The following is a 25104-nucleotide window of genomic DNA, read 5'->3' as shown; positions in this document are numbered from 1 at the left end:
GTGGCACCGTCCCCGCAACTGCTGAGCCCGGTTCATTGCCGGTGCATCGTAAACGAAAACGGCATGCCGTGCAACGCATGCCGTCGGAACCGCTTCCCTGGGGGAAAAAGGGGTTGCATAATCGGCCCAAATGGAGAGAATAGCCCTGCCGCGCCGGACACTAGGGGCGCGCCGCAGAGAGGTTCCCGTGACGCCCGACACCCTGCTTCCCCTCCTCGCCGTTCTCCCGCCCCTGGCCTACGGGCTCCTGGCGCTCTTCTGCGCCCGGGCCTGGTTCGGTCGGCAACGGCCCCGGCCGGGGCACACCCCGCCGGTAACCATCCTCAAGCCGGTCAAGGGGATGGACGCGGAGAGCTTCGAGAACTTCGCCTCCTTCTGCCGCCAGGAGTACGGCGGGCCGTGGCAGCTGCTCTTTGCCTGCGCCTCGGCCGACGACCCGGTTATTCCGGTGATCCGGCGCCTCATGGCCGAGTTTCCGGACCGTGACATCGATCTGGTGGTGGACGGCACCATCCATGGCCCCAACTACAAGGTCTCCAACCTGATCAATGCCTTCCCGGGGGCCAGGCACGACATCCTCATCGTCTGCGACAGCGACATCCGTGTCACGTCCGACTACCTGGGCGAGGTGACCGCGCCCTTCGCCGACCCGGCAGTGGGGCTCGTCACCTCCCTCTACCGGAGCCCCGGCGTGCGGGGCGCCGCCACGGCCCTGGAGGCCATGGGGTTCACGGTGGAGATGGTGCCGAACGTCATGGTCGCCCAGCGGCTCGAAGGGCTTTCCTTCGCCCTGGGCGCCTCCATGGCGGTGCGGCGGGCGGCATTGGAGTCCATCGGCGGATTCCCGGCCCTGGTTCAGTACCTGGCCGACGACTACCAGCTGGGCAACAAGATCCACCGGTCCGGCTGGCGGCTGGAGCTGTCGGACTGTTTCGTGGAGAGCGTCATGCACCGGGAGGACCTGGCCACGGTCCTCTCCCGCCAGCTCCGCTGGTGCCGCACCATGCGGGCCTCGCGCCCCGGCGGCTACCTGGGCTCGGGCATCACCCAGCCCGTTCCCCTGGCCTGCCTGGCACTTCTGGTGTCGGGCTGTTCCGCCGCCGGATGGGGGGCGGTGATCCTCCTCTACCTGACCCGCGCCCTGGTGGCCGTTACCTTCAGCCGCCGGTACCTGCGCGACGGCATCTTCCCCCGCTGGCTCTGGCTCCTCCCCCTGCGCGACATCCTCGCCTTCGCCACCTGGGCCCTCTCCTTCGCCGGCAACCGGGTCCGCTGGCGCGGCAACCTCTTCCGGCTCCTGCCGGGAGGAAAGATCGTGGAAATCGGCTGAGAGTTACACGTACACCATCTTCCGCGTCATTCCCCCGTCCACCACGAAATTGGCTCCGGTGACGAATCCCGCCTCGGGCGAGACCAGCCACGCCGCCAGGGATGCCACATCCTCCGGCGTGCCGACCCGGCCGGCGGGGTGCTGGCTCCGGTCCTCCTCCGAGTGTGCCGCGGGCCGGCGACGGCTCGCCTTCTGCCACTCGCAGGTCTCGATCCAGCCGGGAGAGATGCAGTTCACCCGCACGCCGGGGCCGAGGGAAACGGCCAGGGCATGGGTGAGCGCCACCAGCCCCCCCTTGGACGCGGCGTAGGCCTCGGTGTCGGGCTCGGACATGAGTGCCCGGGTGGAGGCGATGGTGACGATGCTGCCGCCGTGGCACGCCAGGAACGGTGCAGCGTGCTTCGCGCAGAGAAAGGCGCCGGTCAGATTGGTGCCGATTAGCCTCTGCCATTCGTCCAGGGAACAGTGCTCCAGGGGAACGCTCCGGAAGACGCCGGCATTGCAGACCAGGATGTCCAGCCTGCCGAAATGCGACGCCGCCCGCTCCACGAGCACGCGGACATCGTCCTCCCGGCCCACGTCGGCGGGAACGAACAGGACCCGGCCGAGTCCGGCGAACCCGGCGGCCGTTTCCTCCCCGGCCTCCCAGTCCGTGTCGGCCATGACCACGGCGCATCCCTTTTCCATCAGCTTCTTCACGACCGCCTTGCCGATTCCCTGGGCTCCCCCGGTAACTACGGCAACCTTTCCCTTGAGCGGCATGACACCCCCCTCACGCTGGTTTTCGCAGTGCGCTGCCAGACAATTGTACTCCATTTTGGTTCTCTGTTTTTCCCCGATCTTCTGCTACCATTGACCGGGCGGCGAACCGGACGCCGCCGGAGGAACAATCATGAGGCATTATCATCGCATCATCACCGCGGCGCTTGCCGGGCATCTGCTCGCCGCAGCGGGCGCTGCCCATGGCTGGCACGATGAAACCCACCTGGCGGTTGCACGGGCGGCCGGCTACCACAAGTGGTACAACGCGGCAGGACCGGATATCGCCAAGCAGAAGGCGGGGAACATCGAACAGCGCAACCACTACTGCAACAACAACCGGGGCGAGGCGGTGACCGTCGGGACGGTCCTCGGCCAGATTGCCCGCTACAACGATCCATCCGATGAAGAGGGCCATCTCTACGGCGCCATCATCGCCGCGCTCCGGGGATACGAACGCTCCAGCCGAGAGGGTAAGTACGCCGAATACCACCTGGCCTACGCTGCCCACTACCTGGCGGACCTCTCCATGCCCCTGCACAACACCCCCTACGACGACTTCAACCGGAGGCGCCACGAACGAAACGACGGCATCGTGGAGAAATCGGTTCTCCGTGACGTTGAGCGTATCCTGCGGCTCATGGCGCCGGTGGCCCTGGGCAGGGAGAGTTTCGAAGCGGACCTGGCCCGGGAGATCACGCGAATCGCCAATGGCGCCAGCCGGCTGGCCGAGCGGATGCGGCGGGAAAACCGGGACATGACCCCGGAGGAGGCCTACGGGCAGCTCGCCCAGAGTGCTGCACTGCTGGAAGCTGTTCTCGGCCGGGTTCAACAGCGGGGGGGCGAACGATGACGGACGAACGGCGTCCGGACCCGGTCGTGCCTGACCTGCTGGCGCGCCCTTACTGGATCTTCGACATGGATGGAACCCTGACCGAGCCGGTTCACGACTTCGCCGCCATACGCGCCGCCCTGGGGGTGCCGGCGGGGTGCGACATCCTCGGCCATCTGGATACTCTCCCCGAAGGGGAGTCGCGGCGTCTACACGGACTTCTGGACGAAATCGAGATCGAACTGGCGGGCCGGGCCGAGGCGTCCGCCGGAGCCCGGCGCCTGGTGCAGGCCCTGGACCGGCGCGGAGTACGCATGGGGATCGTGACCCGCAACACGAGACAGGTGGCGCTGCGGGTGCTGGAACATATCGGCGTGGGGAGCTACTTCCCGGCCGGGAGCATTCTGGGGCGTCACGACGCACTCCCCAAGCCGGAGCCGGACGGCATCCTCCGCCTGGCGGCATCCTGGGGGACAACCGGACGGTCTGCGGTAATGGTGGGGGACTACCTCTTCGACCTCCAGTGCGGCCGGTCGGCAGGGGCGCTCACGGTGCACGTGGACCGGACCCGAGCCTTCCGCTGGCCCCAGTTCACCGATCTGGCGGTGGCAAGCCTGGAAGAGCTGGCAGAACTGGTGGAACGGGGAATCAGCCGAGAGTGAAGGAGAACGCGGCCCCCCGTCCGATCTCGCTCTCGGCCCGGACCGTGCCGCCGTGGCGTTCCACGATCCGGCGGACAATGGCCAGCCCCATGCCTGGGCCGGAGAATTCCTCGGGGCCGTGGAGCCGCTCGAAGGAACCGAAGAGCTTGTGAACATAGCGCATATCGAAGCCAACGCCGTTGTCGCGGACGACATACACATTTTTGCCATCGCGGGACTCCATGCGGAACTCGACCTTGGGCCGCTCGACACGTGCAGTAAACTTCCAGGCATTACCCAGGAGGTTTTCGAACAGTATCCTGAGCAGGCGCGGGTCACCGCAACCGTTGATCCCGTCGGCAACCTCGAGTTCCACCTTGCGATCCGGCTCCCGTTCGGACAATTCGCGGCCCACCGAGCGCGCAATGGAGCTCAGGCTGACATTACGGCGCTCAATGTCCTCCCGTGAGATGTGAGACAGACTCAGGAGCCCGTCCACCAGCTCACCCATATTGACCGCCGCCCGGCCGATGCGCGACAGGCAGTGGCGGCCGGTGTCATCGAGACGGTCCCGGTAGTCCTCCTGGAGCATCCGTGCATAGCCGGCGATGTGCCGCAGGGGTGCCCGCAGGTCATGGGAGACCGAGTGACAGAACGACTCCAGGTCGGCGGTGCGCTCCCGGACCCGCGCTTCCAGGTCGGCATTCAGCCGCCGGATTTCCTCCTCGACGGCCCGACGGTCGGTGACGTCGTGCAGGAGCCAGACCTCGCCCGATTCGTACTGGTAACCGAAGAACTCCAGGTGGCGGATCGTGCCGTCCTTGCGCCTGACGGGCATGATGCGGGGGACGCGCATCCCCGCCGCGCGATCCGCCTCGTAGACGGCGCGGACCTCTGCGGCCTGCTCGCCGTAGATGGTAGAAAACCACTTGTCGAGGGTGTCCAGTTCATGGCGCCGGTAACCGGTTATCTCTTCCACTGCCCGGTTGACCAGGAGCCGGTCACCCTCCCGGTGGGCGGCGCCTGCAGGCAGATGCTCCACCATGAGCCGCAGCCGGTGCTCACTGGTGCGCAGGGCTTCTTCCACCCGTTTCCGCTCGCTGATATCACGGGCAAAGCCGTAGACGATCTCCCGCCCACCGATGCTCGCATACCTGACGGAAATCTCCTTGGGGATGTCGCGGCCGTCCCGGGTCCGGTGGACCGAGTCCATAACGAACCCACCCTGGAGCCGCACCGTTTCCCACATGACGGGCCAGCGGTCGGAGGGGACCAGGGGATCCACGTCGCTGACGGTCATGGAGAGGAGCTCTTCGCGGGAATAACCGAGGTTCTCGCAGGCCGCCCGGTTGACATACACCAGGCGCCCCTGGCGGTCCGCCCAGAAGATTTCATCGGTGGCATCATCGACCACCGCCCCCATCAGGACGAGTTGTTCCTCGTTCCGCTTGCGTGCGGTTATATCGAAGATGGTCCCCACCATCCGGGCCGGGCGACCGGCGTCATCATGGTCCACGGCGGTCCCCCGCGCCTGGACCCAGACGGTGGCGCCGTCACCCCGCAGGATACGGTATTCAAGGGTGGCCGAGATGCGGCTCCCATCCATGAGGTCTCTGATGACCGGCACGCACGCGGGCCGATCGTCGGGATGGACGATTGCCTCGATAAAGACGCTGTCAATAAAGGTTTCGTCGGATGAGTAGCCGATCAGGGTGCGGTAGCCTTCACTCAGGAAAAGTCGGTCAGCGCGCAGGTCCCAATCCCAGAATCCGTCGGTGGCGGTTTCCAGGATCAAGGCGAGGCGGTCGGAATTCATTCAGTGCTCCGGATTTGAATTTGATCAGGGCAGGATGGAATAATTTTGCAAATGTAACCGAATTGCGACGACAATGTAAACAATTTTAATGTTTACTGGTTTTTTAATAAACCTTTACGAGCAGATGCACACGGAGACGTGACGATGGTTGTGACGGGACTGGGACAGTGCTGCTGGGACACGCTGGCTGAGGTGGAGGAGTATCCCTCGCCCGACAGCAAAGCAGAATCGGGACAATGGGTGGAGCAGGGAGGAGGGCCGGCGGCCACGGCACTGGTGACTGTGGCGAGACTCGGCCTGCAGTGCCGCTTTGCCGGTGTGGTGGGGGACGATGCCGCGGGCGCGCTGATCCGCCATGCGCTCCACGCGGAAGGAATTGACGTGACCCATCTGCTCACCCGGCCGGGAGCCGCCTCCCAGCGGGCCTTCATCATGGTCGAACGGACCGGCGGGCGGCGGACCATCGTCTGGCAGCGCCCCACCGGCGCCCACCTGGCCCCTGCGGAACTTGAGGAGCCGTTCTGGTCCGGCAGCGCCTTCCTCCACCTGGACGGGCTCATGGAAGAGGCGTCCCTCCATGGGGTCCGGGAGGCCCGGCGCCGGGGGATTCCGGTTATGGTGGACGCGGGCCGGATGCGCCCGGGGATGCGGGAGCTGGCGGGACTCTGCGATTACCTGGTGGCGGCGGAACAGTTCCTCCTCGACCTGGGCTGGAACGGGTCTGAGGAGCACTTCGCACGGCTTGCCGACGGCCTCGGCGCACCGGTGGCCACCGTCACCCTGGGCGACCGGGGAAGCCTCACCCGGCACGGCGGGACGACCTGCCACGTGCCGGCGTTTCCCGTTGCAGCCCTGGACACCACGGGTGCCGGCGATGTCTTTCACGGAGGCTACCTGTTCGGGCTCCTCAGGGGATGGCCGTTGCGGGAGGCGGTGGTCTTCGCCTCGGCCGCCGCGGCCCTTTCATGCCTTCACCTGGGTGCCCAGCGGGGAGCGCCCCGGCTGGACGAGGTGAGCCGGTTCCTCGTTGACCGGGGAATTTCCGTGCCGTCTGCCTGAAGAGGGACATAACAACACATGAACGAGGTCAATCCATGAAACACCTCATGACGTACCCTGTCCTGATCCCTCTCGCCCTGATCCTGGGCATGGCCCCGTTCGTGCCGGAGCCGCACCTGGTCGAGAAGATCCGGATGCTGTCGGCCGGGACCCTGGCGCGTCCCATCGACATCTTCGATCTGTTCTGGCATGCCTGGCCCCTGGCGCTGCTGGGCTTCAAGGCTGGCCGGGACCTGGGCCGGCGTGTTTCAGGGAGGAAGGAACAATGAAAGGGAAAAGCTCGTCCGGCGCCACCCTTGTCTGGTCATCGGAGCATGGCCGGATCTGTCCGGGCTGCGGCAAGCCGGTTGCATCCTGCTCCTGCCGGAAAAAGGGCGCGGCACCGGCCGGAGACGGCATTGTGCGGGTCAGGCGCGAAACAAAGGGGCGGGGTGGCAAGACAGTAACCGTGATCACGGGAGTCCCCCTGGACGAGGCGGGGGTCAGGGAGCTTGCCGGTGAGCTCAAGCGCCGCTGCGGCACCGGCGGCACGGTGAAGGAGGGGGTCGTGGAGATCCAGGGCGATCATGCCGACCTCCTGGTAGCCGAGCTCACGCGGCGAGGGTTCACCGTCAAGCGGGCGGGAGGATAAAGGGAAGGCCGCTCAGGCGCGGTGCTCAGCCACCACCAGATAGGGCGCGGCGGACGAACGGTTGCCCTGGCGGCAGCGCCAGACATTGAAGCACGCCGGCGGCAGGGATGCGGCCCAGGCGTCCACGACCGCCTCCTCTTCCGGCCCGCCGGGATGACCGGTATAGACCGCCACCGTAACGATGCCGCCGGGCAGGAGCAACTCCGCCGCCTGGCCCAGGGCCGCCCCGGTGGTCGCCGGGGTGGTGATTGTGCCGTTCTCCGCGCCGGGCAGAAATCCCAGGTTGAACACCACGGCGGTCACCGGGCGGGGCACCAGTTCCGCCAGCCGCTCGTGACCGCCGTTGACCAGCTCCACCCGCTCCCCGCATCCGGCCGCTTCCAGCCGCTGCGCCGTGGCGGCCAGGGCCGCGTCCTGGATATCCAACGCCCAGACCCGCCCCACCGGCCCCACCAGCTCCGCGAGAAAGAGGGTATCGTGGCCGTTGCCGCAGGTGGCGTCGACCACCCGGTCCCCCGGCTTCACCCGCTCGCGCAGGAAGAAGTGCGCCAGCGGGACCGCGCCGCTGAGCCCCCTAGCCACTACGCTTCCCCACCAGGGTCAGCACCGCCGGCAACACCAGGATGAACGCGGCCTGGCAGGCCACCATGCCCAGGCTCATGACCGCCCCGATGCTGAAGACCCCCTGGTGGCGGGCCACCATGAGCGCGCCGAAGCTCGCCATGATGGTGAGGGTGTTGTAGATGACGCCCAGGCCGGTGCTGCTCATGATGACCGAGGCAGCGTCCCCCTCTTCCCGGCGGAAGCGGTTGATGATGTAGATCCCCGAATCCACGGCAATGCCGAGGATGAGCGGCAGCACGATGATGTTGGCAGAGTTGAAGGGAATGCCGGCCAGCCACATCCCCCCCACCATGAGGAGCATCCCCACCACCAGCGGCACGAGCCCCACCAGGGTATAGACCAGACTGCGGAAGGTAATGAACAGGATCAGTACGATTGCGCCGAAGGCATAGACGAACGCCCGCAGGTAGGCGTCGCGCATGATGGTCATGGATTCGTAGACCATGACCGGCTCGCCGTTGGCCCGGGGCGCCACGCTGCGCACCTGGTCCAGGAACCGCTTCAGGGGCTCGCGCTCGAAAATCTCCTGCCGGGGCGCCACCTGGAGCAGATAGGTGCCGTTTTTCCCCACGAAGCGTTCCCTGAGTTGCAGAGGCACGTCCGCCTCGGTTACCGGCCGGGCGGCGAGGCTTGCCGTGAGCTGCTGGATCTGTTCCGGGAACGAGGCGAGCATCCCCCCCTGGAAATCCCGGAGCATGCCGAGGGCATTGCGGTCCTTTTCCTTCTCAAGGGTGGCAAAGAACCGGTCAAGGGTGGCGAGGAAGGCCCCCACCCGGGCGGCCTCGGGTCTCTTTTCCGCGTCGAGCCGTCCCTTGAACCGCTCCACGGATGTGCGGAACGTCTCGAACACCGTGGGGAGTTCCATGACCCGCAGATCCTCCTCATAGGGAACCGGCTTCACATCGGCCAGTTCATCCCGCAGCGCGGCCAGTTCCCGGAGCTTGGCATCCTGATCGTCGGGGACGAACGTAAGGAGGCTCACCACGTGGTCGACCGTCGGCAACTGCTCCAGGCGGGCCGTGAGCTCCCTGGCCTCGGCCGGCGTCGCAGCGGTCACTTCGGCGAAGTAGCCCGCGTTCTCCCTGCTCCTCATCAGCTTGTAGGCATACTCCACCGACTCGAGCCCCCGGGCCTGCAGATTGAGGAGATTGTAGTCGAAGCGGGTATCGGCCAGCGGATAGAGCGAAGCGAGGCAGAGCAGAACCGTGATCCCCACGACGATCCGCGGATGGCCGAAAAGGAACGCCTCCAGCCGAGCGAACCGGGGCGAGCGCCTCAGCAGGCCGGCGGCCCGGGCTTGCCGCTCGGCCTCCCTTGTTTTGCGCAGCGGCACGAGAAGGACCAGGGCCGCGGGCAGGGTGGTGAAGGTGACGGCCACGCAGACCGCAATGCCGAGGGAGGCGATGATCCCCAGCTCCGCAATTCCCCGGAAATCGGTGAAGGTGAAGGTGAAAAACGCCGCGGCCGTGGTGGCGGCGGCCATGACAATGGCGAGCATGTTCCGGCCGAGCCCCGTGTTCACGGCATCCAGTTCAGCGGCGCCGAGCCCCAGCTCTTCCTGGTAGCGGAGCACCACCTGGATGCCGTACTCGATGCCGATGCCGATCAGCATGATCGCAAAGACCATGGAAAGGATGTTCAGGTGCCCGACCACCAGGGTCGCCACGCCGAAGGAGACGCAGATGGCCACCACCAGGGAAACCATGGCGGCCGCCACGTTCAACACCCCCCGGAAGGCCGCCAGCAGGAGGACCACGGTCAGGGCCAGAGAGAGACCCGTTGCCAGGGTGATGTCCCGCTCGCTCGTGGCCATCTCCTCGTGCTCCAGAACCGGCGTGCCGGTGAGCCCAACGGTCACGCCTGCGAATTCGGGACGTGCCGTGAGCTCGGCTACCCGGGCGCGGACCACGCGGATCGCCTCCTCGGCCGGAACAAAACTGGCGGCGTCGCGCACCGGCCTGACCGTCACGATCTGCATCCGCTGGGCCCGGGCCAGGGCCGAGTCCCCTCCGAGGAAGACCTCTTCAAGGGAAAAGGAGCCCTTGCCGCCGCCAAAGGAGGCAATGCCGCTGCCCAGCTTGTCGAGCATGAAGACGAGTCCCGCCCGTTCCCGGTCGCGGCCGGCGGAAGAATCGGCCGCCGCCGTGTAAACGTCCATGCGTGTGGTAAGATGGGTGAAGAGGGTTTGGACCGACGGCGCTGCGGCAAGGTCCTTCAGCACCGGCTCGGCCAGGGTAAGGTTTTCGCGGAGCGACCGCAGCTCGTCCAGGGGAAGGAGCAGCAGGCCGTGCTCCCGGAAAAAGGGAAGACCGTTGGGGTGGAAGACATCGCGGAAGCGCGTCCGATCGGTTGAGAGGTCTGCGGCCAGGCGTTCGGCAAAGGCCGATGCCCTGGCCTGATCGCCGCTCTCGACCACCACGACGATCTCTTCGCGGTCGCCGAATTCCGCCCGGTTAGCCCGGTAATCCTGCTGGAACGGCGCATTTTTCGGCATCAGGTCGTCGCGGCCGGTCAGGAAGCTCATCTCCTGCCAGGTATAGAGCACCGAGAGCGCCGCCAGCAAGAGCGACACCCCGAGAACGAGGCGCGGATGGCGGGCGACGAAGCCGAAAAGCCCTGTAAAACGTTTTCTGTCGTTTGTGTGCTGCATGAACTCCTCCCCACACGTCAAAACCTTGGCACGATACCATAGCCCCCCGACGGGTGCAATCGTCTCGTGTCGCAGCTCTGGAGCGGCGGCAGCCGTTGCGGGGAGACCAGTAAGCATTGAAAACGGTGTCTTTTTTGTTAAATCTGTGATATTAAACACCGATTGCCGTTGGCTGCCCACGGTTGGCGGGCCGATATTCAGATGCATTGTCCAAGGAGCAGAGCCGGGATGAAAATCTCAAAAAATCCCATTTCGCACGCACTCACTTCATTCAATGATGCGGCACGGGAAACAGCTGACAATAGTGCCGCACGCAAGTCGGGGAAAATCCACCACCTCCCCGCCACCATTTGGAAAAAGAAGGAATCGACGGTATTGAGCCCCCTCGATTCCGCCATCGAGCGGACCCAGGAATTCTTCTTCCGCGAGCAGCTCCCCGCCGGCTACTGGTGGGCCGAGCTGGAATCCAACGCTACCATAACCGCCGAATACATCATGCTGTTCCACTTCATGGGGCTGGTTAACCGCGAAAAAGAGCGGAAGATGGCCAATTACCTTCTCCGCCAGCAGACCACGGCGGGCTACTGGACCATCTGGCACGGCGGTCCCGGCGACCTTTCCACCACTATCGAGGCTTATTTTGCCCTGAAGCTCGCCGGCTACCCGGCCGACCATCCGGCCATGAGCAAGGCCCGGGCGTTCATCCTGGAACACGGCGGCATCCTCAAGGCGCGGGTCTTTACCAAGATATTCCTTGCCCTGTTCGGGGAATTCTCCTGGCTGGGGGTCCCCTCCATGCCCATCGAGATGATGCTGCTCCCCACCGGCTTCACCTTCAACATGTACGAGTTTTCCAGCTGGTCACGGGCAACGATCATCCCCCTCTCCATCGTCATGGCGGAGCGGCCGGTGCGCAAACTGCCCCCCTGGGCCCGGGTACAGGAGCTCTACGTGCGCCCCCCGCGGCCCACGGACTATACCTTCACCAAGGAAGACGGTATCCTCACCTGGAAGAACATCTTCATCGGCATCGACCACGTGCTGAAGGTGTACGAGGCGAGCCCCATCCGGCCGGGCAGGAAGAAAGCCATGGCCATCGCCGAGAAGTGGGTGCTGGAGCACCAGGAGCCCACCGGCGACTGGGGGGGCATCCAGCCCGCCATGCTCAACTCGGTGCTGGCGCTCCACGTGCTCGGCTACGCCAACGACCATCCGGCCGTGGCCAAGGGGCTGCAGGCCCTGGCCAACTTCTGCATCGAGGGTGAGGACGAACTGGTTCTCCAGTCCTGCGTCTCGCCGGTATGGGATACGGCCCTGGGCCTCATGGCCATGGTCGACTCGGGAGTTCCCACCGATCACCCCTCCCTCTCCAAGGCGGCCCAATGGCTTCTGGACCGTGAAGTCCGCAGGCCGGGCGACTGGAAGATCAAGTGTCCCGACCTGGAGCCCGGCGGCTGGGCCTTCGAGTTCATGAACGACTGGTACCCGGACGTGGACGACTCGGGCATCGTCATGATGGCCATCAAGGATGTGAAGGTGAAGGACCAGCGGGCCAAAGAGGACACCATCACCCGCGGCATCGCCTGGTGCCTGGGCATGCAGAGCAAGAACGGCGGCTGGGGGGCCTTTGACAAGGACAACACCAAGCACATCCTCAACAAGATCCCCTTCGCCGACCTGGAGGCCCTCATCGACCCTCCCACGGCGGATCTGACCGGCCGCATGCTGGAGCTCATGGGGGCCTACGGCTACCCCAAGGACCACCCCGCAGGGGTCAGGGCGCTGAAGTTCATCCGCGAGACCCAGGAACCGGAGGGCCCCTGGTGGGGACGGTGGGGGGTCAACTACATCTACGGAACCTGGTCGGTCATGTCCGGCCTTGCCGCCTTTGGCGAAGACATGAGCCAGCCCTGGATCCGCAAGGCAGTGGAATGGCTCATGTCGCACCAGAACGAGGACGGCGGCTGGGGCGAATGCTGCGAGTCGTACATCGACCCCCGGTTGGCCGGCACCGGCCCCAGCACGGCGTCCCAGACCGGATGGGCCCTTCTCACGCTCCTTGCCGCCGGCGAGGTGGCAAGCTCGTCCGTGGTGCGGGGCGTCCAGTATCTCCTCGACACCCAGAAGCCCGACGGGACCTGGGACGAGGACGCCTTCACCGGCACGGGCTTCCCGAAGTTTTTCATGATCAAGTACCACATCTACCGGAACTGCTTCCCGCTCATGGCGCTGGGGCGCTACCGGACGCTTGCGGGCAAAGGGCTCTGACAGCCTCGACAAGCAAGTGGATTACGCGTAGGGGCGGTTCACCAACCGCCCCTACATCAGTTTTGAAGGCACTATGAAGGTTTTCGTCACCGGCGCGACCGGTTTCATAGGGGCGAGCATCGTCCGGGAGTTGCTGAAGGACGGCTGCCACGTGCGGGTGCTTGCCCGCCCGGGATCCGACCGCCGGAACCTCGCAGGGCTCGACGTGGAGATCTGCGAAGGAGATCTCAGGGACCGGCAGGCGCTGGAGCACGGCCTTGCCGGCTGCGAGGTCCTCTACCACGCCGCCGCCGACTACCGGCTCTGGACCCGCACACCGGCGACCATGTATGCGGCCAACGTGGACGGCACCCGCAACATCCTGGAGGCGGCCCTGCGGCGCGGCATCGCCAGGGTGGTCTACACCAGCAGCGTGGGGACCCTCGGCAATCCCGGCAACGGCACCCCCGGCACCGAGACGACGCCGGTCACCTTCGCCGACATGGTCGGCCACTATAAAAAGAGCAAGTTCCTTGCCGAGCGGGAAGCGGAGGCGTTCATCGCCCGGGGCCTCCCGCTGGTGATCGTGAACCCCTCCACGCCGGTGGGCCCCCACGACGTGAAACCGACCCCCACGGGCAAGATCATTGTCGACTTCCTGAACCGGAAGATGCCCGCCTACCTGGACACCGGCCTCAATATAATCGATGTGGAGGACTGTGCCCGGGGCCATCTGCTGGCGGCACGGCACGGCCGGGTCGGCGAAAAGTACATCCTGGGGCACGAGAACCTGACCCTGCGGGAGATCTTCGCCCTGCTGGCCAGGCTCACGGGGATTCCGGCGCCCAGGGTGCGTCTCCCCCACGCCCCGATCCTCATGGCCGCTTACGTGAACGAGGCCCTGGCCAGGCTCACGGGAAAAGAGCCGCTCATCCCGCTGGCAGGGGTGCAGATGGCCAAGAAATTCATGTTCTTCGAATCGTCCAAGGCGACGGGGGAGCTGGGGCTCCAACGCCGTCCCGCCGTGGATGCCCTGCGCAGGGCCGTAGAATGGTTCCGCGCCAACGGGTATGCCCGGTGAACTGAGGCCGAAGGCTGAGGATTCCCTTTGCCGTCGGCCGGGAGGTAACGCATGTCCACGCTGCTCAACACCATCACCTGCCCCGCCGATCTGAAAAAGATCCCGCGGGACCAACTCCCGGCTCTGGCCGAGGAGATCCGTGCGTTTCTTCTGGAAACCGTATCCCGCACCGGTGGCCATCTGGCCTCGAACCTGGGGGTGGTCGAACTCTCCATTGCCCTCCACTACTGTTTCGACTCGCCAACGGACCGGTTCGTCTGGGACGTGGGACACCAGGCCTACACCCACAAGATCCTCACCGGCCGCCGCGACCGCTTCCACACCCAGCGCCAGTACGGCGGCATCAGCGGCTTCCCCAAGCGGAGCGAATCGTCCCACGATGCTTTTGACACCGGGCACTCCTCCACTTCCATCTCGGCGGGGCTCGGCATGGCCATGGCCCGGGAGTTGAGGGGGGGGAGCAACAAGGTGGTCGCCGTCATCGGCGACGGCTCCATGACCGGCGGCATCGCCTTCGAGGCCCTCAACCAAGCGGGGCACCTGAAGAAAAACCTCATCGTCGTGCTCAACGACAACGAGATGTCCATCTCCCCCAACGTGGGGGCCTTTTCCTCCTTTGTCTCCCGCAAGCTCACGGGCAGCTACTTCCGCGAGTTGAAGAAGGAGGTCCAGGGGCTGCTCCAGAACATCCCGGCCATCGGCAAGGACATCCTTCAGTTCGCCCGCCGGGCCGAGAACTCCCTCAAGGGGTTCCTGACCCCGGGAATGCTCTTCGAGGCCCTGGGCTTCGACTACATCGGCCCCATCCAGGGCCACAACCTGCCCCAACTCCTGGAGGTGTTCGAGAACGCCCGGGGGCTGGATGGCCCGGTGGTGGTCCACGTCATGACCACCAAGGGCAAGGGGTATGCGCCGGCGGAGACGAACCCGTCCGCATTCCACGGGGTCGGCCCCTTTGACGTGGCCACCGGCAAAACCACCGGCGGCAAGCCGGGGGCAGCCTCCTATACCGGCATCTTCGGGGATACCCTGGCGCAACTGGCCCGGGAAAACGGAAAGATCGTCGCCATCACCGCGGCCATGCCCGACGGCACCGGCCTTACCGGCTTCGCGAAAGAGTTCCCCGAGCGCTTCTTCGACGTGGGTATCGCGGAGCAGCACGCCGTCACCTTTGCGGCGGGGCTGGCGGCCGAGGGGTTCCGCCCCGTGACGGCCATCTACTCCACCTTCCTCCAGCGGGCCTACGACCAGGTGTTCCACGACGTCTGCCTCCAGAACCTGCCGGTCGTCTTCGCCCTGGACCGGGGGGGGGTCGTGGGCGACGACGGCCCCACCCACCACGGGGTCTTCGACCTGTCGTACCTGCGGCACCTGCCCGGCATGACCCTGATGGCGCCCAAAGACGAGAACGAACTGCGCCACATGCTCAAGACCGCCGTCTCCCACGATGGCCCCATCGCCTTGCGCTACCCCCGCGGTGCCGGCTACGGCATCCCCCTGGACCAGGAGCTCCGGGAGATCCCCATCGGCACAGGCGAAACCCTGGCGGAAGGAGACGACGTCGCCATCATCGCCATCGGCATCACGGTCCTGCCCGCCCTTGAAGCGGCACGGACCCTGGCGGAGAAAGGAATCCGGGCCACGGTGATCAACGCCCGCTTCGTCAAGCCCCTGGACCGGGAGCTGATCCTCCGGGCGGCCCGCCGGACCGGCTGCATCATTACCGCCGAGGAAAACGCCCTGCAGGGAGGCTTCGGCAGCGCAGTACTCGAACTTCTCGCCGACGAGGGGGTGACCGGCGTGCGGGTGAAGCGGCTCGGCATCCCCGACCGGTTCGTGGAGCAGGGTCCCCAGCAGCAACTGCGGGCCGACCTGGGCATCGACGCTGCCGGCATTGCCGCTGCGACCGAGGCGTTCCTGGCGGCAAAGGGGGGCCCGGCGCCCGCTCTCTCGATGGTCAAATGATCCGGCTGTTAACGAGGCCCCTGGCCTCCAGCCAGCCCCGACCATGACGAAACAGACTTACATGTGAAAGGAATTGCCGTTCAATGCGCTTTCCCTGGCGACTCAACTACGACCTGACCCGATACATCATCAGCAACAAGCTCAACAAGGTGGAGAAGTTCCCGCTGGTCCTCATGCTGGAGCCGACCCACCTCTGCAACCTGGCCTGCTCCGGCTGCGGCCGCATCCGGGAGTATGCCGACACCATCCAGCAGATGATGAGCCTGGAGGAATGTCTCCGCTCCGTGGACGAATGCCCCGCCCCCGTGGTCACCATCACCGGCGGCGAACCGTTCCTCTACACCCACATCTACGAACTGATCCCGGAAGTGCTCGACCGGGGCAAGCACGTCTACCTCTGCACCAACGGCCTGCTGCTGGAAAAGGCCCTGGAAAACATCAAGGTCCACCCCAACTTCTACCTGAACGTCCACATGGACGGCCTGGAAGAGACTCATGACCGGATCCTGGAACGCACGGGGACCTTCAAGGTAGCCATCGAAGGGATTCGAAAGGCAAAGGCAAAGGGATTTCGGGTCTGCACCAACACCACCATCTTCAAGGACACGGACCTTGTGGAGATCGAGATGCTCTTCTCGCTCCTGACCGACCTGGGGGTGGACGGCATCCTCGTGGCGCCGGGCTTCGACTACGAGGCCGTGGGCGAAGACCTCTTCCTCCAGCGGCGCGAGATCCAGAAGAAATTCGAAGAAGTCTACCGGATGAGCAAGCGGTTCCGCTTCTGGTCGACCCCAATGTACCTGCGCTTCCTCAAGGGAGAGAAACAGCTTGAGTGCACCCCCTGGGGCAATCCCACGCGCAACCCACTGGGGTGGAAGGCACCCTGCTACCTTATCACCGACACCCATCACCCCACCTTCCGGGAGATGATGGAAAAGACCGAATGGGACCGCTACGGCGTGGGTAAGGATCCCCGCTGCGCCCAGTGCATGATGCACTGCGGCTTCGAGCCGACGGTGGTCTCGGAGATCGGCAAGAGCTGGAAGGATATTCTGGAAATGGCGATCTGGAACATGACGTGAATCCAGGCGGACAAAGACCGATAAAGATTCCCAAAGATCATTGCCACACCAACGTCAAAGCCGGCACCGTTCGAAACGGTGCCGGCTTTGACGTTGCCCATCAACACAGCCTGCTCGGCAGCCGTGGCTTCCCAATGTCTTTCAGGCAGCCGCCTCCCCTGCCGCGGCCAGTCCGGCCAGATCATCGCCGCCGAATACCCGGTCGATGTCCAGGATTATCAGAAATGCATCGCCATGCTTCCCCATTCCCTTCAGGAACGAGGTGTCCAACTTTGTCCCGATCCGGGGCGCAGGCTCGATGTTTCCACTCTCCAGCTCGAACACCTCCTGCACCGAGTCCGCGAGCATTCCCAGCACCAGCGTTTCCGCCCCCGCCTCCACCTCAACCACGATGATGCACGTGTTGATGCTGCGCTCCGTTTCAGGCATCCCGAACTTCTGCCGCAAGTCGATCACCGGGACCACGCTCCCCCGCAGGTTGATCACCCCGCGCATGAATTCGGGCGTCTGCGGGACCTTGGTGATGCTGCTCCATTCCAATATCTCACGTACCTTGGCCACGTCCACCGCAAATACTTCCCCGGCAAGGGTGAAGGTCAGGTACTGTCGTGTTTCCGTTGTTTCTGCGTTCGCCATCGCTCCCTCCTAGAATCTCTCGAACTGGTCGTCCAGGTGATCGGTGTCCAGGTTCAGATCCACCCCGCCGCCTACCGCCACTTTTCGCTGCGTCGCGGACTCGGCATGGTAGCCGTTGGACGTGCCGTGACCCAGATGAGGGATCGCTGCCTTTTTCTTGGCAACGGGCCGACGGGCCGCACTCCGGCTCGACGCGCCACGATCATCGGTCCGGAAGAATGAAATGGTTGCCTGCAGCTGTTCGGCCTGGCTGGCCAGTTCTTCGCTGGTGGACGCCATCTCTTCGCTGGCGCTGGCGTTCTGCTGGATCACCTGGTCCAGTTGCTGGATCGCTTTGTTGATCTGCTCCGCGCCCGTGTCCTGTTCCTTGCACGCGGCACTGATCTCCTGCACCAGCTCCGCGGTACGCTGGATGTCCGGCACGATCCGCGTCAGCATCTCGCCGGCGTCTTCGGCCACCTGCACGCTGGAGGCAGACAGCTCGCTGATCTCGCCCGCCGCTTTCTGGCTCCGCTCGGCAAGCTTTCTGACCTCGGCCGCCACCACCGCGAACCCTTTGCCGTGCTCGCCGGCTCGCGCCGCTTCAATGGCCGCGTTCAGCGCCAACAGGTTCGTCTGACGGGCGATCTCCTCGATGATCGAGATCTTGGAGGCGATTTCCTTCATGGCCACGACGGTTTCAGCCACGGCCGTGCCACCCTGCTTGGCGTCGGAGGCGCTCTTCAGGGCGATCTTCTCGGTCTGGGTGGCGTTGTCGGCGTTCTGCCGGATGTTGGAGCTCATCTGCTCCATGGAACTGGAGGCCTCTTCGGCCGCGGCCGCCTGCTCGGTGGCACCCTGGCTCATCTCCTCGGAGCTGGAGGAGAGCTCCTGGCTGCCGGCGGCAACGTTGTCCGCCGCGCTCTTCACGTCCGCTACCACTCCCTTCAGCTTCTCAACCATGTTGTGCATCGCCGCATACACGCCCGTTTCCGCCTTGCCGGTGGTGTCAAAGGCGATGCGCAAATCGCCATCCGCAAGCTTGTTGGCAATATCGGCAATTGCCGTCGGCTCCCCGCCAAGCTGCCTGAGAAGCACCCGCGTAATCACCAGCCCCATGACTACTGCAAGGACAATACAGGCGATCAGCGAACCGATGATCCAGATACGTGCCGAGGAATAGAGTTTATCGCCACGTGCGCTGGCATCCTTGGCCCCCTGCGTGTTCAGCGTCTTGAGCTTGTCGATCAGGGCTCCGGCTTCGTTGTACAGTTTGCGCGAGTTTGCATTCAGGAGGGCGGTTGCTTCCTGGGCCTTATTCTGCCGGGACAGCTCAAGGACCGGCTTGCCTTCGTTCAGGTATTCCTGCCATTTTGTGCTGAACTCCTGAAGCATTTGCTTCTCTTCCGGCGTTGACAGCAATGGTTCGTATTCTTTCTGGTGCTCGGCAATACTCTTGACGAGCCCCGCCATTCTCTCTTCGTACGTTTTCTGCCCGGCGCTCTCCACCTCCAGAATATGCTGCAGCTCAAGACGGCGGTAGCTGGCGAAATCCAGTTGCATGGCCGATATCGCGTTGAGGCTGGGGATCCAGTTCTCCGCCATGTCGGTTCCCGTCTCATTGACTCGCGACAGCTCGAATATGGAAAAGATTCCAAGGAAAGTCGTCAGAACTATGACCACCATGAATGACACGGCCAGCTTGCTTGAAACCTTGAGTTCCTCGAACCACTTCATGCGCTGCCTCCTTGTTGGGTGTTGTTGCGGGATCCGCGTTGTTCCCGATGGCGCCGGGTACACACACTGTCGCGCCATCTCCCCTCCCGGCATGCGGGGAAGCGGAGATAATGAGCGGGCTCCGGGGCCGGACCATGGGCAGGCTTGGCAAGTCACACGTGGTCACATCGCGGGAATGCCCCGTCTCGGCCGGGGCGACGCATATTCTCTGTATATTGTATTCGGATTGGGGGAATGATTTCTCTATCAGCGGATTGCGAGGTGAGATTTCGAAAAACCCCAAAGCAGGGGTGAGGAGAAGAGGCGACTCTGGTCAGCGGAGCGGGGTGAGCCCTTCGCGAATGGCATACTTGGTAAGTTCCGCGACACTGTAAAGGTTGAGCTTTTTCATGATGCTGTGACGCTGGGTCTCGATGGTTTTGAGGCTCACCCCGAAGGCAAAGGCGATCTCTTTTGTGCTCTTCCCGGCGGCAATCAGCTGCAGCACCTCTCGTTCGCGGAGGGATAGAAGGGTATGGGTCAGGAGTGTATCATCAGGAATCCGTTCCATGTAGGCTCGAATGATCATCTCGGTGATACGGGGCCCAAGGTAGGGTTCGCCCCCCGCCACGTGACGAATTGCCGAAACCAGCTCGTCCTGGCTGCAATCCTTCAGCAGATAGCCGTGGGCACCGGTCTTGAGGACCTCGAGGACAAACCGCCGCTCCGACTCCATGGACAGGATAAGAACCCGGGTGCGGGGAAATTCCGCCACGATGCGCCGGGTCGCCTCAATGCCGTTCATGCCGGGCATCGTTATGTCCATCACCACCACGTCAGGCCGCAGCTGTCGGGTGAGCTCGACGGCCGTTGCCCCGTCGCACGCGACCCCGACGACCTCCAGGTCGGAATGCTCGCTCACGAGGGCCCGCAGCCCCTCCAGCACGATCCGGTGGTCATCGACCAGCAGTACCCGCAGCATCATTGCGCTCCACTTTCGGCATGGAGTGTACCGTGCTGTTCCCCTTTCAGCGGAACGCGGATGACCGTACGGGTGCCGCAGCCTGGTTCCGACTGGACCGTCAGCGTCCCGCCCAGGCACTCTATTTTCTGCCGAGCGTTGAAGAGGCCAAAACCGCCGCTCTTGCCGCAGTTAAGGCTCACGGAGGAAACATCGAACCCTGCCCCCCCGTCTTCAACGGTTATGGTGATGGCGCTGTCCTCCGTCGTGACGGATATGGCCGCCCGCGGGACCGACGCATGCTTTGCAATGTTCAGCATCAACTCCCTGACGACCTGAAAGAGCATCGAACTGACCTCAGGCGAGAGCGGCTTCTCATGCTGGTCATCAAAGATCTCCACCTGCAGCCCGAAGTCTTCCCGAAATTGCTCCCCCAGCCAGCAAAGAGCTGCGACCAGCCCCCCATGGGCAAGGAGCGGCGGCCGGAGCTGACAGGTCAGCGAACGGATATCCTGCAGAGCGCCGCTGACGAGTTGCCTGATCTCTTCCACCGCGCGGCGGTCATCATCGCTTAGAGAGGATATCTTCAACGAGCCAAGCTTGAGCCCCGCCAGGAAAAGATTCTGGCCCACCTGATCGTGAAGCTCGCCCGCGATGCGGCTGCGCTCACGGTCTTCGGCAACGGCAAGCTCCACCGCCAGGGACGCAAGCCGCTCCCGGTAGATATTCAGCTCTTCCTCTAGACGCAAACGATGCGTAATGTCGAAGCCGATCCCGCCCAGCAGAACGACCTCGCCCTGTTCGTCACGGATCGGGAACTCGCTCATGATCCAGTGGTGCGCACCGTCTTCGGCCTGCACCGTTTCCACGGTCTGGATGCCGGCCGCTTCCGCAATGACTCGTTGGTCGTTCTCTTCGAACTGCCGTGCGCAAGCATCCTCGTCAGGACCTCCAGGTAGGTCTTCGGCGGAGCCCGACGACACAAGCCGCTTCCACTGGTCATTGACATAGAGGTAGCGGCCGGCAAGGTCCTTGAAAAAGGAGACTCCGGGAAGATGCTGCATGAACAGACCGAACATGTTGTCTCGGAGCACTGACATCATCGGCTTCGTGCGCTCCTCGCGTTACCATAAATTTTACTGTTGTCAACAGCGTAACTATGGAACAACACCCTCCTGGCCGTAAATCATCCAAATACGAACAAAGGAAAAAAATTCGTGCCAACGGACGACAGACGAAAACAGGAAAACAGGGTGAAACAACGCTCCCCTGCACCGCAAAAGCATCATTGACATCAGCCCGTTACCCCCCTATCCCCTCACCCCGGAATTACACTATCAGGTGCGGCGGGGCCCAACGAAAGAAATCCATGGAAGGAGGCTGTGGTCTTGCCGGGCTCGGTAACAAAGGGGGCGGACGTATCGCCGGCCGCCCCCTTTGTTACCCCATCAGTCAACTGCTGCGCCGAATTCAACCCGGGCGCCGCGTTCGCCCTGTTTATCGGGGCGTTTGAAGATGTCGCCACTTTTCTGGAAGATCCGGGCCGAGTCAAGCTTACCCTGCTCCACCAGGAAAGTGCGGACCGCGGCGGCCCGTTCGTCGGCCAAGGTCTTGAGCTCAGCGTCGCCCACGACCGTATTGGCAAGGATCAGCTTGGTCATCTCCGCCTCGGGGAGCTCCTTCACCGTACCGATGATGGTGCGCGGCTTGGGGAACTTTTCCTTCTTGTAGACCGCCGTGAGCAATCGCACGTACTCCTCCGGCGCCACGGCCACCGTCTCGGCCGAATCGCCCGGCTTGTTCTGCTTTTTCTTCACCATCTCAAGGAACTTCTCCGCCCGCACCTTCCGCCTCAGCAACTCGGACCGGTATCCCTCGGCATCCTTGTCCCGCTCCACGTAGCCGGCCACTTCCACCTTGATGGCGGGGCGATCGGCCAGGGCCTGGGCGATTTTTCGGAGCTTGTCCTGCTCCGCCGGAGCAAGCTCCGCCGAACCATAGCCGAAAGAGATGACGCTCAGATCGGCGCCGCCGCCGAAGGCGGACTGGAGCAGCGCAAAAGGAGATGTTGCCGCCTTCACCAGCAGGTTTTTCAGGATCTGGAGCACCACCCGCCAGACGCTGAACTGGGGATCGTCCGTGCGGCCGGTGACCGGCAGGTCCAGGTGGATTTCACCCTTGCGATCCTTCAGCAGTGCCACTGCCAGACGCACCGGCAGGCCCGTTGCCTTGTCGCTCTCAATCCGGTTGCCGAAGGTGAGCTGGTCGATGAAGACCTTGTTCTCGGAATTCAATTGTTTGTTCTCGATCTTGTACTGGAGGTCCAGGAAGAGTTTCCCCTTGTCAACGGCATACCCCAGGTAGGTGCCGGAGTAAGGTGTCATGGGCGAGAGTTCGATGTCGGTGAACCGCACCTTGATGTCGGCGAAGAGATCGTCGCGCAAGGGATTGATCCTTCCGGTTATGCTGATCGGGGAGTGGTTCTCCAGGTTCCCCCGCAGGTCCACGTCGGCAAATTTGCTCTCCTCCGACGTGAGGCCGCTCACCCGGCCGCCCAGGTTGTAGAAGGTGGTGGCGTAGGGTTTCGGCATGTGCCTGTCGCTGAAGTCGAGGGTCCCCGCCTGCATGGTGACCGCGCCGATGGTGATGGCCCGCTGCCGGGCCGGCGTCTCCGGAGCCGGCTGCGCCGCAGCCGCGACGGCTTCAGTCTTTGCCGCCCCCTCCGCCGGCTCCGGTGCGGGAGCGAAGAGCTTCTGGAGGTTGAGGCGGCCATCCGGATCGATGACGATCTTGGAGTAGAACTGGTTGAGGGCCACCTCGCGAATGTCGAGACTGAAGGGGTCGATGTTCCCCTTGACCTTGTCGAGCTGGAGGCTTTCCCAGCGGAGCAGGTCTTCGCCGTCACCGTCCAGCAGGTAGAAGGAACGAACCCCCAGCCCGCCGGCGAAGCTCCCGGTCAGCTTGCCGCTGCTGCGGGCAAGGCTGACGGCCATGGTGGTGTCGAGGGTGCCGTCGGCCAGGATGGCGAGAAGATTCTTTGGCAGATAGTAATCGAAATCGGTCAGGGGAAGCTGCCTGATGGTCACGTTGCCGTTGACGGCGAGGGGCTCGGGCCGGACCCTGCCCGTTGTCCGGAGTTCGCCCTCCTTGCCGTAACGGGCGGCAAAGCGGAAGGGTATCTGGCCGAATTTCGGACCGGTGAGGTTTTCCACCCCCGCCGCGATCCTCCGCAGGGTAAAGGTGGGACGATCCTCGATGGTGCCATCAGTGAACGAGGCGGTGAGGCCCGACAGACTCACCGTGCCGATACGATAGCTGAACGGAGCGGCTGCCTTTCCCCTGGGCCGGGCGGGCTGTTTCGCCGGTGCCGATCCGGGCGGCCGCACCAGCTTGAGGGGAGACCACACTCCCTTCCCGTCGCGGGAGAACCGGACCTCTCCGTCACGCAACCGCACCGCGCCCACCGTCAGGTTGGCATCCTTCTGCACGAACGCGATATCCTCCCCGGCCACCTCGGCCAGGCGGGCGTCATCCTTCCCCTCGAAAGGCACCCTGAGCGAGGCGAGGCGGATGCGCCCCTTGTCCACCCGGACTCCGTCGGGCGTGCTGAAGCCGATATCCGCGCCCGCGTCGAGCTTCCCCGTCACCGGGGCCGTCAGGTAGGGGCTCAGATAGGGATAGTAGGCCCCCAGGTCGATGCCGGACACCTGGACGGAGCCGGTCAGCGCCAGTGGATCGGGGGTGACGCGCCCCTCCACCCGCGCCTCTTCTCCCCGGCCGGTGGCAAGAGAGAACATGCAGTCGGCAGCCGTGCCCGGCGCGGTGGAGAAACCCTTGACGGTCATGGCGATCTTTTCCACCCGGGCGGCAAAGCCGCCGGCGGGAAGGCGGTCGTCCAGGTGCACCGCACCGTCTGCCAGACGGAACTCGGCCACGGACACGAGCGGCTTGCGGCCCGGCGGTGCAGGCTTTTCCGCGGCGGCCGGCGCCGCCTTCTTTTTCCCGGCCAGGCGCTGCAGGTTCCAGATCCCCGCTGCGTCCCGCGCCAGATGGATCTCGGGACGCTCCAGGGTCACCAGCGAAAGGGGAAACTCCCCGGCCAGCACCCGGGCACGATTCAGGCGGGCTTCCAGCCCAGCCAGCGCCAGGAGCGGCACGCCACCATGCTCGGCGACCTTGACCCCGGCCAGCCGCGCCGAGCCGGAAACCATCAGGTCCGGATCTTTTCCTTCGGCAACCCGGTAGGTGATGCCGAGGGTGGTGGACAGGGTTCCGTCCTGCACCAGAATCGGCAGATTGGCCGGGATATAGGATGCAAAGCGCTTGATGGCCAGGTCGCGCAGGTCCACATTGAGATCATACTCGGCCGCCTTGGCAAAGGGGCGCAGCTTCCCCTCGGCCCGCACCGGGGCATCATTGACCAGGGCGCTGAAGCGGGGGGTTATGTAGCGGTCGGCAAAGTAGGGGATAGTGCTGAGAAACGGAATGCCCAGATCGAGCCGCCGCACTTCGTGGCGTCGCATGATCCGCTCCCCCTGGTCCAGGAAGTCCAGGGAACCGTTGGCGATGGTGATATTGTTGAGGGAAAAGCGGGGCACCCCCTCGTCTTTCTTGGGCTCGGCCTTCTTTTTCCCGAGCAGGTCGGAAAAGTTGTAGGTATTGGGTCCCACGCGCACGAGCCGGACATGGGGGGACGAAAGCCGGGCCTCGCGGACCACGGGAGCCATCCGGAAAATGGAGGCGGGGCTCACCTGGACCCGTGCGCTGCTGAAAGAGGCGAAGACCGTGGTCTTGTCGGGCTCGGTGAAGCTGACATCGCGCACCTCCACCGTCCAGGTGAACGGATTGATGGAAATATCCCCCACCAAAAGCTTCCGGCCGGTGGCTGCCTCTACTCCCTCCATGGCCCGTGTTTTCACGATTCCAGGCAGGATGAGGCCGATAAAGCCGACCAGAAGGATACTGCACGCGCCTGCGCCGATTGCCACCTTGTGCCACAGTTTCATGAGCTGTTCACACCCCTTTGAAGTCACCGCATACTGATAATTGTGGCAGAAAGGTCTGCCATGTCAAAGTCGCGAAGCACCGCCCTCCC

19 protein-coding genes are annotated in these 25104 nt (G+C 64.3%); 10 read left to right on the top strand and 9 right to left on the bottom strand.

The features are described from left to right. Positions 1-187 precede the first annotated feature (187 nt). Entirely contained in the window at positions 188-1330 is a 1143-nt protein-coding gene (gene hpnI / locus AABA48_RS00795; protein ID WP_286351682.1) for a bacteriohopanetetrol glucosamine biosynthesis glycosyltransferase HpnI, read from the top strand. A 3-nt stretch (positions 1331-1333) separates the two neighbouring features. On the opposite strand, the gene AABA48_RS00790 is transcribed toward hpnI, so the two are convergent. Then, entirely contained in the window at positions 1334-2092 is a 759-nt protein-coding gene (locus AABA48_RS00790) for a glucose 1-dehydrogenase (RefSeq protein WP_324312865.1), read from the bottom strand. Between the two features lie 130 nt (positions 2093-2222). Here AABA48_RS00790 and AABA48_RS00785 point away from each other — a divergent pair, with 130 nt between their 5' ends. Further along, positions 2223-2942, top strand: a complete 720-nt coding sequence (locus tag AABA48_RS00785; protein WP_324312867.1) for a hypothetical protein — start codon at positions 2223-2225, stop codon at positions 2940-2942. Next, positions 2939-3583 carry an HAD family hydrolase gene (locus AABA48_RS00780; protein WP_010941355.1) on the top strand — a complete coding sequence of 215 codons (645 nt, stop codon included), beginning with the start codon at positions 2939-2941 and terminating at the stop codon, positions 3581-3583. Before AABA48_RS00785 ends, AABA48_RS00780 begins: the two co-directional genes overlap by 4 nt. Here AABA48_RS00780 and AABA48_RS00775 read toward each other — a convergent pair. Next, positions 3570-5378, bottom strand: coding sequence for a PAS domain-containing sensor histidine kinase (locus tag AABA48_RS00775; protein WP_010941354.1), 1809 nt, complete (start codon positions 5376-5378; stop codon positions 3570-3572). The genes AABA48_RS00780 and AABA48_RS00775 overlap by 14 nt on opposite strands. 144 nt (positions 5379-5522) lie before the next feature. On the opposite strand from AABA48_RS00775, the gene AABA48_RS00770 reads away from it, so the two are divergent. The 3 genes from AABA48_RS00770 to AABA48_RS00760 are packed head-to-tail and all read left to right on the top strand — an operon-like array spanning position 5523 to position 7068. Further along, positions 5523-6437, top strand: a complete 915-nt coding sequence (locus AABA48_RS00770; RefSeq protein WP_338270782.1) for a sugar kinase — start codon at positions 5523-5525, stop codon at positions 6435-6437. A gap of 35 nt (positions 6438-6472) precedes the next feature. Continuing rightward, positions 6473-6706, top strand: coding sequence for a hypothetical protein (locus tag AABA48_RS00765; RefSeq protein ID WP_338270781.1), 234 nt, complete (start codon positions 6473-6475; stop codon positions 6704-6706). Continuing rightward, positions 6703-7068 (top strand): translation initiation factor Sui1, encoded by a 366-nt coding sequence (locus AABA48_RS00760; RefSeq protein ID WP_338270780.1) that lies wholly within the window; start codon positions 6703-6705, stop codon positions 7066-7068. Before AABA48_RS00765 ends, AABA48_RS00760 begins: the two co-directional genes overlap by 4 nt. 12 nt (positions 7069-7080) lie before the next feature. Here the strand turns inward: AABA48_RS00760 and AABA48_RS00755 are convergent, their stop codons facing one another. Together AABA48_RS00755 and AABA48_RS00750 are read right to left on the bottom strand one after the other, a co-directional pair. Then, positions 7081-7650, bottom strand: a complete 570-nt coding sequence (locus tag AABA48_RS00755) for a class I SAM-dependent methyltransferase (RefSeq protein WP_338270779.1) — start codon at positions 7648-7650, stop codon at positions 7081-7083. Beyond that, on the bottom strand, positions 7643-10342 hold the full coding sequence (locus tag AABA48_RS00750; protein WP_286351680.1) for an MMPL family transporter: 2700 nt from the start codon (positions 10340-10342) through the stop codon (positions 7643-7645). Before AABA48_RS00750 ends, AABA48_RS00755 begins: the two co-directional genes overlap by 8 nt. Positions 10343-10570: 228 nt before the next feature. Here AABA48_RS00750 and shc point away from each other — a divergent pair, with 228 nt between their 5' ends. The 4 genes from shc (at position 10571) to hpnH (ending at position 16717) form a co-directional block, all read left to right on the top strand. Further along, positions 10571-12610: a squalene--hopene cyclase gene (gene shc / locus AABA48_RS00745; RefSeq protein ID WP_286351679.1), complete on the top strand. Its 2040-nt coding sequence runs from the start codon at positions 10571-10573 to the stop codon at positions 12608-12610. A 73-nt stretch (positions 12611-12683) separates the two neighbouring features. Next, complete coding sequence (gene hpnA / locus AABA48_RS00740) at positions 12684-13670, top strand: hopanoid-associated sugar epimerase (protein ID WP_286351678.1); 987 nt, start codon at positions 12684-12686, stop codon at positions 13668-13670. A gap of 51 nt (positions 13671-13721) precedes the next feature. After that, entirely contained in the window at positions 13722-15635 is a 1914-nt protein-coding gene (gene dxs / locus AABA48_RS00735) for a 1-deoxy-D-xylulose-5-phosphate synthase (protein ID WP_286351677.1), read from the top strand. Positions 15636-15718: 83 nt separating this feature from the next. Further along, a complete protein-coding gene (gene hpnH / locus AABA48_RS00730; RefSeq protein WP_286351676.1) occupies positions 15719-16717 on the top strand; it encodes an adenosyl-hopene transferase HpnH in 999 nt (332 codons plus the stop codon). A gap of 141 nt (positions 16718-16858) precedes the next feature. Here the strand turns inward: hpnH and AABA48_RS00725 are convergent, their stop codons facing one another. The 5 genes from AABA48_RS00725 to AABA48_RS00705 all read right to left on the bottom strand — a co-directional run bounded on the left by AABA48_RS00725 (position 16859) and on the right by AABA48_RS00705 (position 25015). Continuing rightward, entirely contained in the window at positions 16859-17353 is a 495-nt protein-coding gene (locus tag AABA48_RS00725) for a chemotaxis protein CheW (RefSeq protein ID WP_286351675.1), read from the bottom strand. Positions 17354-17362: 9 nt separating this feature from the next. Continuing rightward, a complete protein-coding gene (locus tag AABA48_RS00720) occupies positions 17363-19069 on the bottom strand; it encodes a methyl-accepting chemotaxis protein (RefSeq protein WP_286351674.1) in 1707 nt (568 codons plus the stop codon). 313 nt (positions 19070-19382) lie between these two features. Beyond that, positions 19383-20030 carry a response regulator transcription factor gene (locus tag AABA48_RS00715; RefSeq protein ID WP_286352498.1) on the bottom strand — a complete coding sequence of 216 codons (648 nt, stop codon included), beginning with the start codon at positions 20028-20030 and terminating at the stop codon, positions 19383-19385. Next, entirely contained in the window at positions 20030-21088 is a 1059-nt protein-coding gene (locus tag AABA48_RS00710; RefSeq protein ID WP_338270776.1) for a sensor histidine kinase, read from the bottom strand. Before AABA48_RS00710 ends, AABA48_RS00715 begins: the two co-directional genes overlap by 1 nt. A gap of 369 nt (positions 21089-21457) precedes the next feature. After that, a complete protein-coding gene (locus AABA48_RS00705; RefSeq protein ID WP_286351672.1) occupies positions 21458-25015 on the bottom strand; it encodes a DUF748 domain-containing protein in 3558 nt (1185 codons plus the stop codon). Positions 25016-25104 lie beyond the last annotated feature (89 nt).

Source organism: Geobacter sp. 60473, assembly GCF_036323535.1.
Lineage (GTDB): Bacteria > Desulfobacterota > Desulfuromonadia > Geobacterales > Geobacteraceae > Geobacter > Geobacter sulfurreducens.
Note: the sequence above shows the minus strand (reverse complement) of the source record. Positions and strands in the feature narration are given on the sequence as shown.

What these genes read in the sequence shown, in the direction of transcription:
- AABA48_RS00750 (WP_286351680.1), bottom strand. Translation starts at nt 10,342, where the DNA reads ATGCAGCACACAAACGACAGAAAACGTTTTACAGGGCTTTTCGGCTTC.
- hpnA (WP_286351678.1), top strand. Translation starts at nt 12,684, where the DNA reads ATGAAGGTTTTCGTCACCGGCGCGACCGGTTTCATAGGGGCGAGCATC.
- AABA48_RS00780 (WP_010941355.1), top strand. Translation starts at nt 2,939, where the DNA reads ATGACGGACGAACGGCGTCCGGACCCGGTCGTGCCTGACCTGCTGGCG.
- AABA48_RS00710 (WP_338270776.1), bottom strand. Translation starts at nt 21,088, where the DNA reads ATGTTCGGTCTGTTCATGCAGCATCTTCCCGGAGTCTCCTTTTTCAAG.
- AABA48_RS00785 (WP_324312867.1), top strand. Translation starts at nt 2,223, where the DNA reads ATGAGGCATTATCATCGCATCATCACCGCGGCGCTTGCCGGGCATCTG.
- AABA48_RS00720 (WP_286351674.1), bottom strand. Translation starts at nt 19,069, where the DNA reads ATGAAGTGGTTCGAGGAACTCAAGGTTTCAAGCAAGCTGGCCGTGTCA.
- AABA48_RS00790 (WP_324312865.1), bottom strand. Translation starts at nt 2,092, where the DNA reads ATGCCGCTCAAGGGAAAGGTTGCCGTAGTTACCGGGGGAGCCCAGGGA.
- AABA48_RS00770 (WP_338270782.1), top strand. Translation starts at nt 5,523, where the DNA reads ATGGTTGTGACGGGACTGGGACAGTGCTGCTGGGACACGCTGGCTGAG.
- hpnH (WP_286351676.1), top strand. Translation starts at nt 15,719, where the DNA reads ATGCGCTTTCCCTGGCGACTCAACTACGACCTGACCCGATACATCATC.
- AABA48_RS00725 (WP_286351675.1), bottom strand. Translation starts at nt 17,353, where the DNA reads ATGGCGAACGCAGAAACAACGGAAACACGACAGTACCTGACCTTCACC.
- dxs (WP_286351677.1), top strand. Translation starts at nt 13,722, where the DNA reads ATGTCCACGCTGCTCAACACCATCACCTGCCCCGCCGATCTGAAAAAG.
- AABA48_RS00715 (WP_286352498.1), bottom strand. Translation starts at nt 20,030, where the DNA reads ATGCTGCGGGTACTGCTGGTCGATGACCACCGGATCGTGCTGGAGGGG.
- AABA48_RS00775 (WP_010941354.1), bottom strand. Translation starts at nt 5,378, where the DNA reads ATGAATTCCGACCGCCTCGCCTTGATCCTGGAAACCGCCACCGACGGA.
- AABA48_RS00765 (WP_338270781.1), top strand. Translation starts at nt 6,473, where the DNA reads ATGAAACACCTCATGACGTACCCTGTCCTGATCCCTCTCGCCCTGATC.
- shc (WP_286351679.1), top strand. Translation starts at nt 10,571, where the DNA reads ATGAAAATCTCAAAAAATCCCATTTCGCACGCACTCACTTCATTCAAT.
- AABA48_RS00760 (WP_338270780.1), top strand. Translation starts at nt 6,703, where the DNA reads ATGAAAGGGAAAAGCTCGTCCGGCGCCACCCTTGTCTGGTCATCGGAG.
- AABA48_RS00705 (WP_286351672.1), bottom strand. Translation starts at nt 25,015, where the DNA reads ATGAAACTGTGGCACAAGGTGGCAATCGGCGCAGGCGCGTGCAGTATC.